The organism is Arcobacter sp. YIC-80, from assembly GCF_044841725.1.
Lineage (GTDB): Bacteria > Campylobacterota > Campylobacteria > Campylobacterales > Arcobacteraceae > Arcobacter_B.
In genome coordinates this window covers 173449-190035 of the sequence record NZ_JBJBSI010000005.1, presented here as the reverse complement: position 1 = coordinate 190035, position 16587 = coordinate 173449, and the positions used below count along the sequence as shown (strand labels likewise).

Sequence of the window (16587 nt, the reverse complement as noted above, 5' to 3'; positions counted from 1 at the left end):
AATGGTGACCCGTGAAGGATTCGAACCTTCGGCCACCTCCTTAAAAGGGAGATGCTCTACCAGCTGAGCTAACGGGTCAATAAAAAGTGGCGCGGATGACGAGACTCGAACTCGCGACCTCCTGCGTGACAGGCAGGCATTCTAACCAACTAAACTACATCCGCACACTTTAAGTAATGGTGACCCCTAGGAGACTCGAACTCCTGTGGCATGGATGAAAACCATGAATCCTAACCGCTAGATGAAGGGGCCACATAATAACAATAAATTTTAATGGTGGTCGATAGAAGACTCGAACTTCTGACATCTACCTTGTAAGGGTAGCGCTCTACCAACTGAGCTAATCGACCAAAATGGTGACCCGTGAAGGATTCGAACCTTCGGCCACCTCCTTAAAAGGGAGATGCTCTACCAGCTGAGCTAACGGGTCAATAAAAAGTGGCGCGGATGACGAGACTCGAACTCGCGACCTCCTGCGTGACAGGCAGGCATTCTAACCAACTAAACTACATCCGCACACTTTAAGTAATGGTGACCCCTAGGAGACTCGAACTCCTGTGGCATGGATGAAAACCATGAATCCTAACCGCTAGATGAAGGGGCCACATAATAACAATAAATTTTAATGGTGGTCGATAGAAGACTCGAACTTCTGACATCTACCTTGTAAGGGTAGCGCTCTACCAACTGAGCTAATCGACCAAAATGGTGACCCGTGAAGGATTCGAACCTTCGGCCACCTCCTTAAAAGGGAGATGCTCTACCAGCTGAGCTAACGGGTCGCTCTGCAATTTAAGTTGTTCTTCTTAAATTGGACTGGAATTATAATAGAAAATTTTTTACTTGTCAAGGGTTTTTGAAATAAATTTCAAAATTTCTTTTAAAGAAGTCTTTGAAGCTATGTTTTGTATGTCTTTTCTGCTCCCATCAAATTTATGATTTTTGATTATAATATTTTTATTATTATCACATACACCAATTACTACTGTTCCTACTGGTTTATTTGCACATCCACCTTGTGGCCCAGCTATTCCTGAGATAGCAATTGCATAAGTTGCATTAAATTTTTTTATTGCACCTTCTAACATTTCTTTTACTGTTTGAGTTGAAACAGCTCCATATTTTTTAAGTGTTTCTTCTTTTACCCCTAATTCTTTTGATTTTATTTCATTTGAATAAGAAATAATAGCACCATTAAAAATATCAGATGAACCAGCTACTTGAGTAATAAGATGTGCAACTAATCCTCCTGTACAAGATTCAGCAGTTGTTATAGTTTCATTTCTTGCTCTTAGAAGGTTTTGAAGCTTTATCATATCATTTTCATTAAATATATTGTTAAATGCCATTTATGTGCCTTTTATATAGCTTATTTTTGATTTTATATTGTAGTAAAAAATTTATTATGTGTCTAGTAGTTATATGTATAAAATAAGAGGGTTCTCTTATTTTATACGAAGTTGTAATTTAGTTTTCTTCTGTAAAGTCTGCTAAGAATCTTTCATGATCAAATTCTAAATTTAAGTAGTCACAAACTACTTTAATATCTCTTTCTGCATTTCCTAAACAAGATGTTGCACCAGGAGATGGAGTCATATTGAAAATAATTCCATTACCTGGATTGATTGAAGCTTCACCTAACATCAGTTTTTGTTCATCTTTATTAAGAACTTGTGGTCTAACTCCACCAAAACCTTTTGCATATTCAATATCATCTGTACTTAATGAAGGAACAATTTTTTGTGCATCTTTAACAAATAGTTTTTTGTTTATTCCTGGAACTTCAAATAAGAAGTTTTTAAATACATAGTTTCTAATATCACTATCTTTTAATAAGTCCCAGAATATTTTTACAATATTTCCATCGAAGTTCATAGTTTTTAGACATTGGAAGAATGATTTTCCACCTTTATATCTTTCAAGAACTAATAATGCTAAAGCAGTTGGTCCAAATCTAGTTTTCCCATCTTCTAAAATATCTGGATCTCCATGAAGTGCTGCAAATGGTAATTTATCATTTTGTACCATATAAACTTTACCATTTAAGTACTTATCATTAGTAATATAGAATGATCCTGCCATTGAAAGTGAACCCATGTGTTTACCATAACCCATTTTATGAGCTAAGTATAATGAGTGAGCACCTGCATTTGTAACTACAAAATCAGCAGTATAAACTGTACCATTTACAGTAGTTACTTTAAATTTATCACCAATTTTTTCGATTTCATCTACTTCTGAATTAAAGAAGATATCAGTTGTTTTTTCTGAGTCAGCTTCTTGCGCAGCTTTTGCAAGTTCTTTTGTCATTTCACCAAAATCAACAGTTGTGTATTGATCATCTGTACCCATTGCTACGATAGGTTCTGGTCTTTCTTTTGTTCTTTGTTTATCAGCATAAACTAGTAAAGGTTCTTTTTCTTTTAATGTTTCTTTATCCCATAATTCTAAATAAGGGAAAATCTCTTTAAACTCTTCATATCTTTTTGTGATGAATTCAACTTCTTCTTCTCCAACACCTAAAGCCATTTTTTGATGTTTAAACATAATTTTATCTTGTAAATTATACATTAAACAGAACTTCTCAATCATTTTTGCAGTTCTTTTTGTAATCTTAGCTTTTTCAAAAGTATAGTTTGTTTCAATATCCCCTACGTGAATAGTTTGAGAGTTACTTGTACCTTTTGAATTTAATGTTGCTAAATCCTCATATTTTTCTAACATACAGATGCTTTTTGCATTTGTATATTTTGCTAGTTCAAAAAATAAGGCAGCACCAGAGATACCTCCACCAATAATTAAGACTTCATAATGTTTCTCATTCATATCTATAGTTCCTATCTGTTTCGAAATATGAGAGGAGTATATCATATTGAAGTTATATTTAAGTTAAATAAAATAAATAGTTGTGCAATTTAACAATAAAATATAGAGTTTGGTAACACCTATGTTAGTATTATATGTAAAATTTATGTACAATTATTGTACATAAGAAGAAAGAAAAAATTGGCTAATCATTTTTTCAAATATTATTAGATATAATCAGCGATTTAATAAAAACTATAAATATTTAGATAAATAAGGTACTTTAAAATGGATTACAAAGAGAGTTTATTACTACCAAAGACAAAGTTTCCAATGAGAGGAAACTTACCACAAAATGAGCCTAAAAAATATAAAAAATGGGACGAAGAAAACGTTTACGAAAGAATGAAAGCAAATAGAGAAGGGGCACCTTCTTTTACTTTACATGATGGACCACCTTATGCAAATGGTCATATTCATATTGGTCATGCACTAAACAAAGTTTTAAAAGATATTATCAATAAATTTCACTATTTTGATGGAAAATCAATTAGATATGTTCCAGGTTGGGACTGTCATGGTTTACCAATTGAGCAAAAAGTTGAAGAAAAAATTGGAAGCACTAAGAAAAAAGAGTTACCAAAATCTAAATTAAGACAATTATGTAGAGATCATGCTACTAAATTTGTTGATATTCAGAAAGAAGAGTTTAAAAGACTTGGTGTTTTAGGTGATTGGGAAAATCCATATCTAACAATGGACTTTAAATTTGAAGCTAATATTTATAGAGAATTATGTGCAATTGCTAAGCAAGGACTTTTAGTACAAAGAAGTAAACCTGTATATTGGTCTTGGGCTGCACAAACAGCATTAGCAGAAGCAGAAGTTGAATATGAAGATAAAACTTCACCATCTATTTATGTTGCTTTTAAACATGAAAAACTAGATGCTTCTGTTATTATTTGGACTACAACTCCATGGACACTACCAGCTAATACTGGTATTGCTTTAAATGGTGAAGAAGAGTATGTATTAACAAGTGATAAATTTATAGTTGCTAAGAAACTTTATAATTCACTGATTGAAAATGAAGTTATTTCAGGTGAAATTGTTGGTTCTGTTTGTCCTAAAGAATTAGAAGGTACTCATGCAATCAATCCATTAAATGCAAGACAATCTAAGATTATCTTAGGTGAACATGTTGAAATGGATGCTGGTACAGGTGCAGTTCATACAGCTCCTGGACATGGTGAGGATGACTACAAAGTTGGTCTTCAATATGGTCTTGATGTAATTATGCCAGTTGATGCTTATGGTAAATATGATGAAACTATTGTAAGAGAAAAACTATTTAATGATACTGATAAATATTTAGGACTTCATGTATTTAAAGCAAATGAATTAATTTTAGAAGAATTAGGTGAGGCTTTACTTAAACATGTAGATATTAGACACTCTTACCCACATTGTTGGAGAACTCATAAACCAATTATTTTTAGAGCAACTAAACAATGGTTTATTTCAATTGATGATGAGTATGGAAAAGAGAATAAAACACTTAGACAAAATGCTTTAGATGTAGTTGAAAACTTAACTTTCTATCCTGAGTGGGGAAGAAATAGACTTAAGTCTATGTTAGATGGAAGACCTGATTGGTGTATTTCTAGACAGAGAGATTGGGGTGTGCCTATAGCATTTTTCAGAAATAAGAAGACTGATGAAATAATCTTTGATGAAAAAGTTCTTAACTTTACAGCTATGATTTTTGAGCAAAAAGGTTGTGATGCTTGGTATGATTTACCAATTGAAGAGTTATTATACCCAGGAAGTGGATATAATCCAGAAGATTTAGAAAAAACTATGGATATTTTAGATGTATGGTTTGATTCTGGTTCTACTCAAAATGCAGTACTTAGAAGTAGAAACTATGATGCTGGAACATTCCCTGCTGATATGTATTTAGAAGGAAGTGACCAACATAGAGGTTGGTTCCAATCTTCACTTTTAACTACATTAGCCTCAAGTGAAATAGCTCCTTATAAGTCTATTTTAACACATGGATTCACTGTTGATGAAAAAGGTGAAAAAATGTCTAAATCGAAAGGAAATGTTGTTGCTCCTGATAAAGTAATGAAGCAGTACGGTTCTGAGATTTTAAGAATGTGGGTTGCTATGAGTGATTATCAATCAGATTTAAAAATCTCTGATAATATCTTAAAGCAAAATGCAGAGCTTTATAGAAAGATTAGAAATACTGCAAGATTCTTACTTGCTAATGTAGATGATTTAGAAGAGATTATTTCAGTTGATAAGATGGGTGAGCTTGATAAGTGGATTTTAGCAAAAGCAAAATCTGTATTTGATGAGATTGAAGCTTCATTTAATGTATATGAATTCTCTAAAGGATTAAATAAATTAAATAACTTTTTAGTTGTTGATTTATCTGGTATTTATTTAGATGTATGTAAAGATAGATTATATTGTGATGATAAAAATGATATTCATAGACTAGCAAGCCAAAGTGCTATGGCTATTATTGCTAAAAAATTAATCTCTACATTAGCTTGTATTTTAACATATACTATGGATGAGTTATTAGAATTTGCTCCTGTGTGTATTAAAGGTAATGCAAGTGATATTTTTGACTATGAAAAGTTTGAATTACCAGTAGTTGAATCTGTAATAAATGATGAATTATTTATAGCAGCAAAAGAAAAATTTGCAGAAATAAAAGACTCTTTAAGTAAAGAAAAAACTATTAAATCAACATTAGAATTAAGTATCTATACAAATTGTGAAGATATACTTAATTTAGGACAAACAGAAGCAGCGGATTGGTTTATTGTAAGTTCTATAACAAATAATAAACAAAGTTCAGATATACTTGGAAAATTTGAAGTTAATAACTTCGAGTTTGAAGTATATAAAGCTGTAGAACATAAATGTCCTAGATGTTGGAAGTTTACAGCTAAGCAAGAAGATACTCTTTGCCAAAGATGTGAAGAAGTTTTAAACTAAAATTAGGGTAAAGATGTTTCAAGAAGAAGTAACATTAACATTTATATTTCAAACAATAGCAGTTATCTTTGTATTAATTGCTATTGGAATATTCTATGTTAAAAAAAATTCAAAAGGTGATTAAACATGATGCCATTTACTGATGAGGATTTAAGACCTCCTGTTAATTCTATAATAGAAAGTAAAGTTGCACCTATGTTAGCTAGAGATGGTGGAGCAATTGAACTACTTGATATAAAAGATGGAAGAGTTTTTGTTCAATTGCAAGGTGCATGTGTTGGATGTAGTGCTAGTGGTAGTACCTTAAAATATGTAGTTGAAAAAGAATTAAAAGCTGCAATACATCCTGAATTAGAAATAGTAAATGTTCCACAAGGAATGGAGAATAAATTAGAGGAAATTTAATGATAAATGAAAATAGATTATTAAACGAAGCAAATAGCTTTTTTACTCAAAAACAATTTGATAAAGCACTATTTTTGTATTCGCAACTATCTTCAAATTTCCCTGAAAATAAAGAGTATCCTATATATGCTCTTTTTTGTGATATAGCTTCTGAAGATGAAGAGAAAGCTATATCTCTTTTTGACTACTTTAGTGTAGTAAAAGATGAAAACATTGATGAAGCTATTCAATATGTAGAAGATGTTGTAAATGCTTATGATGGTGATATTGATAAAATGATGAATATTTTAAAGGATTTAACTGATTCTACAGTTGATTCATTAGATGCTATAAAATACGATGATTTTAAAAAACTAATTAATTCAAGAGGCTCTTTTAGAGTTGCTTTTGAGGATATTATGTTTTCAACTAAAGTTGCTATAGAAAATAAAGATGATTTCTTTGATTTTGTATCAAAGTTAATCGATAATGATTTCAATAGTACGGCATATACTTACTTAGATGGGTTCAACGAATACTTTTCATACGATGAACAAATTGAGAAACTTTATAAAAGATTAGAAGAGAAACAACTTGCAAATAATCATAAATAATCGAGTTTTTACAGATAACTCAAAAGAAGCAAATAAAGATACTACTTTTGTAGTATCTAAACAGAATAAAAGATTTGTTGAAGATGCAAAAAACAATGGTTGTATTGATTTTGTTGATGCAAAAGATTTAAAAAAACATTTAGATATGAGTAGTATTAAAGTTATTGGTATTACTGGAACAAATGGTAAAACAACAACAGCAGCTGCTATATATTCAACACTTTTAGATTTAGGTTATAAAGTTGCCTTACAAGGAACAAGAGGCTTTTTTATAAATGATGAAAGAATAGAGGATTATTCTTTAACTACTCCAGTTCAATTGGGAAATTTTGCACATATACAAAAAGCAATACAAAATGATTGTGATTTTTTTGTAATGGAAGTAAGTTCTCATGCTATTGAACAAAAACGAATTGAAGGTTTAGAGTTTGAACTTAAAATTCACACAAATATTACAAGAGATCACTTAGATTATCATAAAACTGTAGAAGAGTATATAAATGTAAAAAACTCTTTTTTTGATGATGAGACAAAAAAGTTAATAAACAAAGATGATCCAGTAGTTAAGTTTAATGCAAAAAATGCTTTATCTTACTCTTTAGATAATCCTTCAACATATAATGTAAGTGCATATTCATTTAAAAATGGAATGCATGTAATGCTTTCTCATTTAGGAAAAATGCATTCTTTTTCATCTGTGATGATGGGAATTTTTAATGTTTATAATTTAACAGCTGCAATTGGTGCTGCCCATATACTTACAGGTAAAAATCTAGATGAAATTTGTGAAGCACTTGAAGGTTTTGCTGGAGTTAGTGGAAGAATGGAAACTATAAGTGATAAGCCACTTGTTATAGTGGATTTTGCTCATACACCTGATGGAATGAAAGAAGTTCTTCAAAGTTTCAATGAAAAAGATATTATTTGTGTTTTTGGAGCAGGTGGAAATAGGGATAAAGACAAAAGACCTTTAATGGGACAAGTTGCTGCTACTTATTCAAAACATATAATAGTAACTTCTGACAACCCTAGGTTTGAAGATCCTGATTTAATAATTGAAGATATTTTAAAAGGTATTAAAAATCATCAAAGTGTTCAAGTTGATGTAAATAGAAAAACAGCTATAAAAAAAGCTATTGAAATGGCTGATGAAAATAGTGTAGTTCTTATACTTGGAAAAGGTGATGAAGCTAGTCAGACTATTTATGATAAAAAACTTCCTTTTTCTGATAAAGAAGAAGTATTAAAGCATATTTAATAATATGCTTTAATTATTACACCTTTATTATTCTTTTGAGATTTTACAAAATAGTTTGTAGGTGTTAATACTATATTTTTAGTTTTTATTTGTTTTATATTCCAAGTAAGTTCTAAAACTCTGTCTCTTGATAAACCTCTTAAAGCATATTTTTTTAATCTTTGAGGTGTTGAATAGTTTTTAAGTTTTACATTTTCAATTCCATCAAATAATGCTTTATCTTCTTTATCAACAACAGCAATAATTTCAATTCTTAGAGCATTTTTATTTTCTTCTAAAAAAGTATGTAAACTATCTAAACATTTTCTTGAAGGTTGAATTGCACCTGCTTTATAGTCATAACAAGTAAGTTTTTTAAATTTAGCACTATTATAAAACTCTTTAAATTTCTTTTTTGTAAGATTTTTATCTACTATTTTTATTTCTTTAATTACTTCTTTTTCTTCAATAATCTTTTTTTCTTTTATTATAGGTTGTGCTTGTACTACTTTAACTTGACTTTTCATATTTAAAGAAGCAATTTTTTCTTCAAGATTTAATAGGTTTGAATTTTGTTTATTTATTAAGTAAATACAAATAAGTAATGCAAAAATAATTATTGATAAAAGGGGTATTTGTATATTTGTTAATCTTTTATTCTTTTTATTTGGTTTTTCTACTTTTATTTTTTGTTCTTGAGTATTATTGATATTTCTATCTTTTTTATAATCTTTAAAATGATCAGTAGAAACTGATTTTTTTAATAGCTGTTTTAATTCTTCTTTTTTATTGTCTTCCATTATTCCTCTTTATTTTGTTTGTACCCTAGGATTTATTTCTTAAAAAAATCAATAAGCAAAGTGCTATTACACTTATGAAAAGTGGGTAAAAGAATAAGTAATCTTTTATTACAACTTTATTTTGTTCTATTTTTGATTTTTCTAATAAATTAATATCCTCATATATTTTCTTTAAACTCTTTTCATTATGAGCTGTATAAGATTTTCCTCCTGATATAGAAGATACTTTTTCTAAAATATAATTGTTAGTATTACCTATTGAAATACTATAGACTTTTATTTTATGTTTTTTAAGCATACGTTCTATAACTTGAAGGGGAATTGTACTTGCATTATCCATCCCATCACTTAATAAAATTACAATATTTGATTTTGCTTTTTTATCTTTTAAAACTTTAATACTAAGTGCAAGTGAGTCTAAAATAGCAGTTGAGTTTCCTAACATACCAACTTCAAAATATTTTAAAATTTCATTTTGTGCTTGTTTATCAAAGCTAAGTGGACTAGCAATCATAGCACTTTTTCCAAATAAGATAAAAGCAATATTATCAGAAACTCTTTTTTGTATAAAATCAGAAACTATTTGTTTAACTGAATCAAATCTTGTTTTTTTGTAATTATTTTGATCAAATCCCCTATCATTCATAGATCCACTTGCATCAAGGTTTAACACGATATTTATTCCATCATTTTTTATGATTTGAGTATTGTTTATCTTAATAGGTGATGCAAGAGCAATAATAGAAAAAACAATAACTATATATTTTAAAATTGTTGTTAAAATATTTATTTTGATATTTGATTTATTAAATATATGAAGATGTGGCATTAAATAAGAAGGGCTTTTTGCTTTGCAGTAAAAAGCACAAAATATAAATACTAAAATTAGTAATAAAAAATAAGGATATTCAAATGTAAAATCAAACATCTACTATATCCATAAAAGTTGAAAGTTTTGCTTTTGTTTTTTCACTAATATTTTTAACTTCTTTTTTATATTTATATTCATGAAGGTCTTCTATTAATTCATAAGCTATTTTCTTTTCTCTTTCACTTTTTGCTAAGATTCTTACATACTTTGTAATAAGATAAGCTGCTTGTTTTGCTTCTTTAAAATCTAAATTTTCAAGAGTTTTAAAATACTCTTTTCTTAAATTTTTTTTTCTATTTTTTATAAGTTTTATTATAAGTAGAACTAGTAAAAAAACAATAATAAGTACAACAAAAACTAAAAGTGCAAAAATAAAAATAGAGTTATCTGGAATTTGAACTAAATCTTTTATATCATGGAGTTTTATATCTTGAGTTTTTTCTATCATTTAAGAACTCCTATTAGTTTTTTTATGGGATTTTCATGGGTATAAACTTTTGTAAATCTAATACCACAGTCTTGTAAATGTTTGAAAAGCTTATGGTCATTTTCTTTTACTTTTTGCATATAACTTCTAATAGTTGACTCATCTAAAACTCCCTCATAGCTTTTGGAACTACTTGGATCAATTAAATTTACACTTCCTAAAGGTTTTGGCTCTTCTTCAAACTTATCTCTTATAATCAAAGCTACAATTTCATGTTTACAGCTCAAAAGTTTTAAGTCAAAATTTTGAATATCAAAAAAATCACCTATTAAAAATATAATTGATTTATGATGAATAGCTTTAAAAAGGTCATCTAAAACTTTTTTATAATCAGTATTTTTATCAAGTACATTATAATCAAATATTTTTTCAGCCATTAAGTTTACGTTAAAAACTTTTTTTGATTTTCTTGTACAAAGTTGTAGAGAAGTATTTGCTATATATGAAGTAAAAGGATCTGCTTGTCTAGTACAAATAAAACCAATAGTTGAAGCTAGTTCAAGTATCACATCTTTTTTTAGTTTTGAAGTTCCAAAATAAGTTGAACCACTAAGAAAATTCACTATTTTTATATTTAGTTCTTTTTGAGAATGGTAAACTTTTACTATGGGTTTTTGCATTTTTGCACTTATAACCCAGTCTATATTTTTTACATCATCAGCATATTCATACTCTTTTAGCTCACAGAAATCATAGCCTTCACCTTTTTGTTTAGAAATATTGTTTCCAATTACTTCTGAAAAGGCTTGCTTTTTTGTTTTTATAAGTATTTTTTTTAGTGCTTGATTCATATTTTATGGAATATCTACTTTTTCAATAATTTTTTGTATTAAATCATCTACATTTATCTCTTGGGCTTGTGCTTCATAAGTTAATATAATTCTATGTCTTAAAACATCTTTTATTACTAAGGCTACATCAAGGGGCGATACATAGTCATTTCCTCTAATATAAGCATTTGCTTTCACTGCTTTAAACATATCAATAGTTGCTCTTGGACTTGCTCCAAAATGAATATAATCGCTTATTTCTTCTAAATCATAATCTTTTGGTTTTCTTGTAGCACATATAATATCAACTATATATTCTTCAAGCTCTTTATCTATATGAATATTTTTAATATCTTCTTTTATTTGTTCTAAAGTTTGTATATCAAGAATTTTATTTATAGATTCAAATGAGTTCATTGTTGCTTTTTTAGCTATTTCATACTCTTGTTCTTTGTTATTGTAATCAACAACAACTTTAAACATAAATCTATCAAGTTGAGCTTCTGGAAGAGTATATGCCCCTTCTTGATCAATAGGATTTTGAGTTGCTAAAACTAAAAAAGGTTTAGCAATTTTAAATGTATTATCAGCAATAGTAACTTGTTTTTCTTGCATTGATTCAAGTAGGGCTGATTGAACTTTTGCAGGGGCTCTGTTTATTTCATCAGCTAAAAGTAAGTTTGTAAAAATAGGTCCTTTTTTGATTGAAAACTCTTGGGTTTTCATATTATAAATTTGAACCCCTAAAATATCACTTGGAAGTAAATCAGGTGTAAATTGAACTCTTTTAAATTCTAAATCAATTGCATTTGCCACAGCTTTTACAGCTGTTGTTTTAGCAAGTCCTGGTACACCTTCTAATAATATATGACCATCTGTAAAAAGACCAATTAAAATAGAGTTTATCATCTGGTCTTGACCTATTACTCCTTTTGAAATTTCATTTTTTAGTAATAATATCTTTTCCTGTAAACTCAAAAAAAATCCTTTTATTAATTTATGGTATTTTATCTAATTATTTTGAAAGGTAATTTTAAATATCGCTCCTTTTTGATTTTGATATTGAATTTTTCCATGAAGTTGTAAAGTACAAATAGAGTTTACAAGTTTTAAACCTAAAGAATCACAATTGTAAATATCTATATTTTTATCTATTCCTTTTCCATTATCTTTGATAATTAATAAAAGATTTTTATCTTCTTTTTTCATAGAAATAAATAGTTTTGGATTTTTATTGTTTTTAAAAGCATATTTATATGCATTTGAGATTAATTCATTTATTATTAGACCACAAGGCATTGCTTTTTCGATTGTTGTTTCTATTTCATCTATATCAAATTTTAAAGAAACTTCTTCCTCATAATCATAAGTTTTTGAAATATCTTCTACTAAGTTGATAATATACTCTTTTAGATTTATAGAGTTTAAATTACTTGATTCGTAAAGTTTTCTATGAAGAAGTTCCATTGTATAAACTCTTTCTTGAATATCTTTTAAAATTTTTTTAGTATTTTCATCTTCTATTTTTGCTTGTTGAAGTTTTACTAGACCTATTGTTAAAGCTAAATTATTTTTAACTCTATGATGGATTTCTTTTAGTAAAGTTTCTTTTTCTTCCAGAGAAGTTTTTAACTCTTTTGTAAGTGAATTGATATTTTTAAATAGTCTTTTAAACAAATAAAAACCTATAATTAAAGCAAAGATTAAAGCAATTATAGCAGCAGGTAAAATCTTTAAAAAACTAGAATCTATTTGATTTACTAAATCCTCTTTATACAAAGTTTTTATAAGTAAAAAAATATATTTATCACTTTTATCTTTAGATAAGTCTCGCACCCAAGTTAGAGCTTCTTTATTATTTAATAAATGTGAGATAGCAGGTTTATTTCTTGCTTTTAAAATCTCTTTTGCACTTAAATCTCCTGTAGAAATATTCTCTACATTTGACATATTACTAATTGTATATTTCTTTTTTCTTTCTTTTTTATCTTTTGTATAAAGAGGTTTATTATCTTCATCTTTATATTTTGAATTTATCCATATAAGATAAGTTTTGCCTTTATGTAAATTTTGAGTAGTTTCAAAGGCTTTTTGTACGTTGATTTTGATATTTTTTTCAAAAACTGAATGTCCTTGATTTAGTTTTGCTTCTTTTGTATAAATAGAGATTTCTGTATTTTCATCTATTTTTATAGTGTAGAAAAGATATTTTTTATAGTAAACATAAGTTCTACTTAAATCTTGTAATTCATACTTTTCCCATTGATTATAATTTTTTAGTTTATAGTTTTTGAATATTTCACTATTAGAGCTAAGATATAAACTATTTTTTGTTTTTACAGCAAAATTACATAGTTGTGAAATTTCACTTTTTTGAAGTTCTTGTATTACTCTTTTATTACTATAGTTTTCTTTTTTTATTTTATTTTTTAATTTTAAAAGTTCTAGTTCTAAAGTTTTTTTATTTACTTCTATTTCTAAAGAAGACTGCATTTGTATAGCTTTTCCAGCAAGTTTTACTTGCTCTTGAGTGATTGAGAGAACTTGATTTATTTCTTTGATTGCTTGGTTATATTGATCTTTTTGCATTTTTGGAATAATTAGTGCAAAAAGAATTGTCAATAAAAAAAGAGCTAAAATAAATAGGGATACTACTACTTTTGCATTTATTGAATATAGTTTAATATTTAGAAGTTTACTCACTTTATTTTTTCACTCTTAGTTTATAACCTTGCTCAAAAATATTTTCAAATAAGTTTGTCTTTGTTTTTAGTTTTAATCTATAAATTAAAGTTCGAAGTTTCCCTAAATCATAAATATCTTCTCTCCAAATATAGGCAAATATTTTCTCAAAACTTGCAGTGTAATTCAAACTGTCAGTTATTAAAGCAAAAAGTTTTTTTTCATTTTTTGTTAGTTTTATAATTTCATCATGTTTATATAAAACACAATTTGTTTTGTCAAATTTTATATTTTCTTCTAAGTATATAAAGTCTTCTTGTTTTTGTGATAAGTCATTTTTTCTTTTAAAAAAATATCTATGTTTATGTAAGGCTGTATTTATAGAAGCTTTTAACTCCTCATCTCTACAAGGTTTTATTAAATATCCATAGGGTTCACACTCTAAGGCTTTATTTATGGTTTTATCATTTGTATAAGATGTAAGAAAAACTATGGGTATTTTAAACTTTTGCCAAATTATATTAGCAGCATCAATACCTGTTTGTGAGCTGTTTAAATTAATATCCATTAAGATAATATCTGGATAATTGTTTTGAGCGTGGAGTATGGCTTTTGAAGGTGAACTTTCAATTCCACTTACATTAAAACCCATTTGTTTTAAACTAACTTCAAGTGCCATTGCTAAAACAATTTCATCTTCAACTATTAGTACATCTATATCATTTATTTTCATAGAGCCTAAGGGTTTAGTCACTAGAATACCTTTTAATTTTTTTGTAATGATACTAATTATCATTTTAAAAGTTAATAAAATCTAAAGTAGAATTACATTCGTGATTAATTTGTGATTTTATATGAGTATGATTCTTATTATTAAATAAGAAATAGGAAAGAAAATGAATTATAAAAATAAAATACTATTGTCTTTATCTTTAAGTGCTTCACTAGCGATATGTGCAAATGCCAATCAAAAAGACTTAGGTGAAGTAAATATCAGTGATACAGCTTTAGAAGCTCATATTAAAAGTATAACTTCAGAAAAGTTAGATAATCTTCAAGCAAGTGATATAAAAGATATTTTAAAGTCTATGCCAAGTGTTGTAGTAGATGGAAATGCAAGATATTCTCAAAAAGTTTATGTAAGAGGTTTAGAAGATAAATCTTCAAGTATATCAATTGATGGAGCTAAAATGTCTGGACAGTTGTTCCATCATTCAGGTGACCAAACGATTGATGCCCAAATGTTAAAAATTGGTTCTATAGAATTAGGTCCCAATTCAGCTCTAAGTTCAGGAGTTATCAATGGTTCATTTGTTTATGAGACAAAAGATCCAAGTGATTATTTGGAAGAAAATGAGACTTTAGGTGGAAAAGTAGGTGTCTCATATCAAAGTGCCTATGATAGAAAAGCTTATGATGTAGCAGTATTCTCTAGAATAAATGATAAGCTAGAATTTGTAGGAATTGGAAATATCTCAAAAGATGGTGAGATTGAAATACCAAAAAAAGAAAAAATTAAATCCAAAAAAAGTGAGTTAAAAAGTGGTTTAATAAAATTTGTTATAAAACCAAATGATTTTAATACTATCAAACTCTCTTACAATAGATATGAAGATGGTGGGAATAGACAACTTTCAGGTGAAAAACCAGGTAGTGATTCTACTGATAATGTATATAATGAAATTTCAAGGGATACATATACTTTAAATTATAAGTATAATTCAGGAAGTGATTTATTGAATTTAGATACTAAGATATATCATTCATCACAAGAGTTGTTTATGGATTCTATGAGTAATACAGATTATTGGACTGATGCCGATAAAGCAGATGAACCAGCAAGAGTATTTCAAAATGAAAACTCTGGATTTGATTTAAGAAATAGTTCTTTTATCAAAAATCATAAACTAACTTATGGAGTAAGTTATGATAAAGAAAAACAATCAGTAGAAGGTAAGGGACTTAGAGTATATACTTCTGGTGCAAATATAGGTACTTCTGAAAATGTAGATGTAAGTGGAGGAGAGACTAGACTTTATGGAGCATATTTAGAAGATGAAATCCAGTTTGATAAAATGCTTTTAACTTTTGGACTTAGGTATGATGTACATAAATTAGAAGGAGCTTATGAAGGTGAAAATAAACAACTTTCTCCAAAATTTATGGGAGAATACCAAGCAACAAATGATTTAAAACTTAGAGCAGCTTATGGAAAGATATTTAAAGGGCCAAGTTTAGGTGAAACCTTACTTATATATAGTGGAACTCCTACTCAAGGAACAAATACAAATGCCCAAACAGGTCATAACTATGAATTAGGATTTGATTATGATTTATCTACTAGTTTAAATGCTGATAATTCTATTTTTGGGTTTACAGCTTATACTTATAATGTAGACAATTATATGCATCCTACAAAAAATACAAGTTTAAGTAGTCAAAGTGATGTAAGAATATGGGGATTTGAATCTGTATTTAAATATGAAAAAGACAAATTAGCTTTAAGTTTAAGTCATACATATACAGCAGGTAAAGAAAAAAGTTTAACTAGTAAAAAAGAGTATGAACCCAAAACAGCTAATATTCATACTTTTAAAATAGATACAGACTATAAAGTTTCAAATAATTTATTTCTAAATTATAATGTAGAGTTAGTTCCTGGTAATAAATATGAATACTATAATTCAAGAGCAGCAACTGTAAGTAAAGTAAAAAGAAAAGGTTATGCAGTTCACAATATATCATCAACTTATACTTTAGAAAAATTAAAAGGTGCAAAATTAAGTTTTGGTATTGATAATATATTTGATAAAAAATATGCAAGACATACTTCATTTGGGACATATTTTGGTGATGACTCTTATACACCTTATGAAGTTGGAAGAAACTTTAAAGTTAAACTATCTTATAAATTTTAGA

Annotated in this window: 14 protein-coding genes and 9 tRNA genes; 5 read left to right on the top strand and 18 right to left on the bottom strand. The window is 27.8% G+C overall.

All coding sequences use genetic code 11. The annotated features are described in order from the left end of the window. Window positions 1–2: 2 nt before the first annotated feature. From ACH5BK_RS09030 to ACH5BK_RS08980, 11 genes are all read right to left on the bottom strand, one after another. Window positions 3–78 (bottom strand) — tRNA-Lys (locus tag ACH5BK_RS09030). Between the two features lie 9 nt (window positions 79–87). Beyond that, a tRNA-Asp gene (locus ACH5BK_RS09025) sits at window positions 88–164 on the bottom strand. Between the two features lie 13 nt (window positions 165–177). Further along, a tRNA-Glu gene (locus tag ACH5BK_RS09020) sits at window positions 178–252 on the bottom strand. Between the two features lie 22 nt (window positions 253–274). After that, window positions 275–350, bottom strand: a tRNA-Val gene (locus ACH5BK_RS09015). Between the two features lie 4 nt (window positions 351–354). After that, a tRNA-Lys gene (locus ACH5BK_RS09010) sits at window positions 355–430 on the bottom strand. 9 nt (window positions 431–439) lie between these two features. After that, a tRNA-Asp gene (locus ACH5BK_RS09005) sits at window positions 440–516 on the bottom strand. 13 nt (window positions 517–529) lie between these two features. Next, window positions 530–604 (bottom strand) — tRNA-Glu (locus tag ACH5BK_RS09000). Window positions 605–626: 22 nt separating this feature from the next. Next, window positions 627–702 (bottom strand) — tRNA-Val (locus tag ACH5BK_RS08995). A 4-nt stretch (window positions 703–706) separates the two neighbouring features. Then, window positions 707–782, bottom strand: a tRNA-Lys gene (locus tag ACH5BK_RS08990). Window positions 783–839: 57 nt separating this feature from the next. Continuing rightward, window positions 840–1349 (bottom strand): CinA family protein, encoded by a 510-nt coding sequence (locus ACH5BK_RS08985; RefSeq protein ID WP_404306573.1) that lies wholly within the window; start codon window positions 1347–1349, stop codon window positions 840–842. Between the two features lie 118 nt (window positions 1350–1467). Next, the gene (locus tag ACH5BK_RS08980) at window positions 1468–2826 is read right to left on the bottom strand and encodes an FAD-dependent oxidoreductase (RefSeq protein ID WP_404306571.1); all 1359 of its coding nucleotides are present in this window, start codon (window positions 2824–2826) and stop codon (window positions 1468–1470) included. 267 nt (window positions 2827–3093) lie between these two features. On the opposite strand from ACH5BK_RS08980, the gene ileS reads away from it, so the two are divergent. The 4 genes from ileS to ACH5BK_RS08960 all read left to right on the top strand — a co-directional run bounded on the left by ileS (window position 3094) and on the right by ACH5BK_RS08960 (window position 8079). After that, a complete protein-coding gene (gene ileS, locus ACH5BK_RS08975; RefSeq protein ID WP_404306569.1) occupies window positions 3094–5823 on the top strand; it encodes an isoleucine--tRNA ligase in 2730 nt (909 codons plus the stop codon). 126 nt (window positions 5824–5949) lie between these two features. Further along, window positions 5950–6228, top strand: coding sequence for a NifU family protein (locus ACH5BK_RS08970; protein WP_404306567.1), 279 nt, complete (start codon window positions 5950–5952; stop codon window positions 6226–6228). Then, window positions 6228–6821: a hypothetical protein gene (locus ACH5BK_RS08965; protein WP_404306565.1), complete on the top strand. Its 594-nt coding sequence runs from the start codon at window positions 6228–6230 to the stop codon at window positions 6819–6821. Before ACH5BK_RS08970 ends, ACH5BK_RS08965 begins: the two co-directional genes overlap by 1 nt. Beyond that, a complete protein-coding gene (locus ACH5BK_RS08960) occupies window positions 6802–8079 on the top strand; it encodes a UDP-N-acetylmuramoyl-L-alanyl-D-glutamate--2,6-diaminopimelate ligase (RefSeq protein WP_404306563.1) in 1278 nt (425 codons plus the stop codon). The genes ACH5BK_RS08965 and ACH5BK_RS08960 overlap by 20 nt, the downstream gene beginning before the upstream one ends. Here the strand turns inward: ACH5BK_RS08960 and ACH5BK_RS08955 are convergent. The 7 genes from ACH5BK_RS08955 to ACH5BK_RS08925 are packed head-to-tail and all read right to left on the bottom strand — an operon-like array spanning window position 8076 to window position 14422. Then, window positions 8076–8858 (bottom strand): hypothetical protein, encoded by a 783-nt coding sequence (locus ACH5BK_RS08955; protein ID WP_404306561.1) that lies wholly within the window; start codon window positions 8856–8858, stop codon window positions 8076–8078. The genes ACH5BK_RS08960 and ACH5BK_RS08955 overlap by 4 nt on opposite strands. Window positions 8859–8883: 25 nt before the next feature. Further along, window positions 8884–9786, bottom strand: a complete 903-nt coding sequence (locus ACH5BK_RS08950; protein WP_404306559.1) for a VWA domain-containing protein — start codon at window positions 9784–9786, stop codon at window positions 8884–8886. Next, entirely contained in the window at window positions 9779–10177 is a 399-nt protein-coding gene (locus ACH5BK_RS08945) for a hypothetical protein (protein WP_404306557.1), read from the bottom strand. The genes ACH5BK_RS08950 and ACH5BK_RS08945 overlap by 8 nt, the downstream gene beginning before the upstream one ends. After that, on the bottom strand, window positions 10174–11007 hold the full coding sequence (locus ACH5BK_RS08940; protein WP_404306555.1) for a DUF58 domain-containing protein: 834 nt from the start codon (window positions 11005–11007) through the stop codon (window positions 10174–10176). Before ACH5BK_RS08940 ends, ACH5BK_RS08945 begins: the two co-directional genes overlap by 4 nt. Window positions 11008–11010: 3 nt before the next feature. Beyond that, on the bottom strand, window positions 11011–11964 hold the full coding sequence (locus ACH5BK_RS08935; protein ID WP_404306553.1) for an AAA family ATPase: 954 nt from the start codon (window positions 11962–11964) through the stop codon (window positions 11011–11013). 33 nt (window positions 11965–11997) lie between these two features. Then, window positions 11998–13689 (bottom strand): sensor histidine kinase, encoded by a 1692-nt coding sequence (locus tag ACH5BK_RS08930; RefSeq protein WP_404306552.1) that lies wholly within the window; start codon window positions 13687–13689, stop codon window positions 11998–12000. Between the two features lies 1 nt (window position 13690). Beyond that, window positions 13691–14422, bottom strand: a complete 732-nt coding sequence (locus tag ACH5BK_RS08925; protein ID WP_404306550.1) for a response regulator — start codon at window positions 14420–14422, stop codon at window positions 13691–13693. A 142-nt stretch (window positions 14423–14564) separates the two neighbouring features. On the opposite strand from ACH5BK_RS08925, the gene ACH5BK_RS08920 reads away from it, so the two are divergent. Next, window positions 14565–16586: a TonB-dependent receptor domain-containing protein gene (locus ACH5BK_RS08920; protein WP_404306548.1), complete on the top strand. Its 2022-nt coding sequence runs from the start codon at window positions 14565–14567 to the stop codon at window positions 16584–16586. The last annotated feature ends 1 nt before the right edge of the window (window position 16587 follow it).

What these genes read in the sequence shown, in the direction of transcription:
- ACH5BK_RS08985 (WP_404306573.1), bottom strand. Translation starts at nt 1,349, where the DNA reads ATGGCATTTAACAATATATTTAATGAAAATGATATGATAAAGCTTCAA.
- ACH5BK_RS08980 (WP_404306571.1), bottom strand. Translation starts at nt 2,826, where the DNA reads ATGAATGAGAAACATTATGAAGTCTTAATTATTGGTGGAGGTATCTCT.
- ileS (WP_404306569.1), top strand. Translation starts at nt 3,094, where the DNA reads ATGGATTACAAAGAGAGTTTATTACTACCAAAGACAAAGTTTCCAATG.
- ACH5BK_RS08970 (WP_404306567.1), top strand. Translation starts at nt 5,950, where the DNA reads ATGATGCCATTTACTGATGAGGATTTAAGACCTCCTGTTAATTCTATA.
- ACH5BK_RS08965 (WP_404306565.1), top strand. Translation starts at nt 6,228, where the DNA reads ATGATAAATGAAAATAGATTATTAAACGAAGCAAATAGCTTTTTTACT.
- ACH5BK_RS08955 (WP_404306561.1), bottom strand. Translation starts at nt 8,858, where the DNA reads ATGGAAGACAATAAAAAAGAAGAATTAAAACAGCTATTAAAAAAATCA.
- ACH5BK_RS08950 (WP_404306559.1), bottom strand. Translation starts at nt 9,786, where the DNA reads ATGTTTGATTTTACATTTGAATATCCTTATTTTTTATTACTAATTTTA.
- ACH5BK_RS08945 (WP_404306557.1), bottom strand. Translation starts at nt 10,177, where the DNA reads ATGATAGAAAAAACTCAAGATATAAAACTCCATGATATAAAAGATTTA.
- ACH5BK_RS08940 (WP_404306555.1), bottom strand. Translation starts at nt 11,007, where the DNA reads ATGAATCAAGCACTAAAAAAAATACTTATAAAAACAAAAAAGCAAGCC.
- ACH5BK_RS08920 (WP_404306548.1), top strand. Translation starts at nt 14,565, where the DNA reads ATGAATTATAAAAATAAAATACTATTGTCTTTATCTTTAAGTGCTTCA.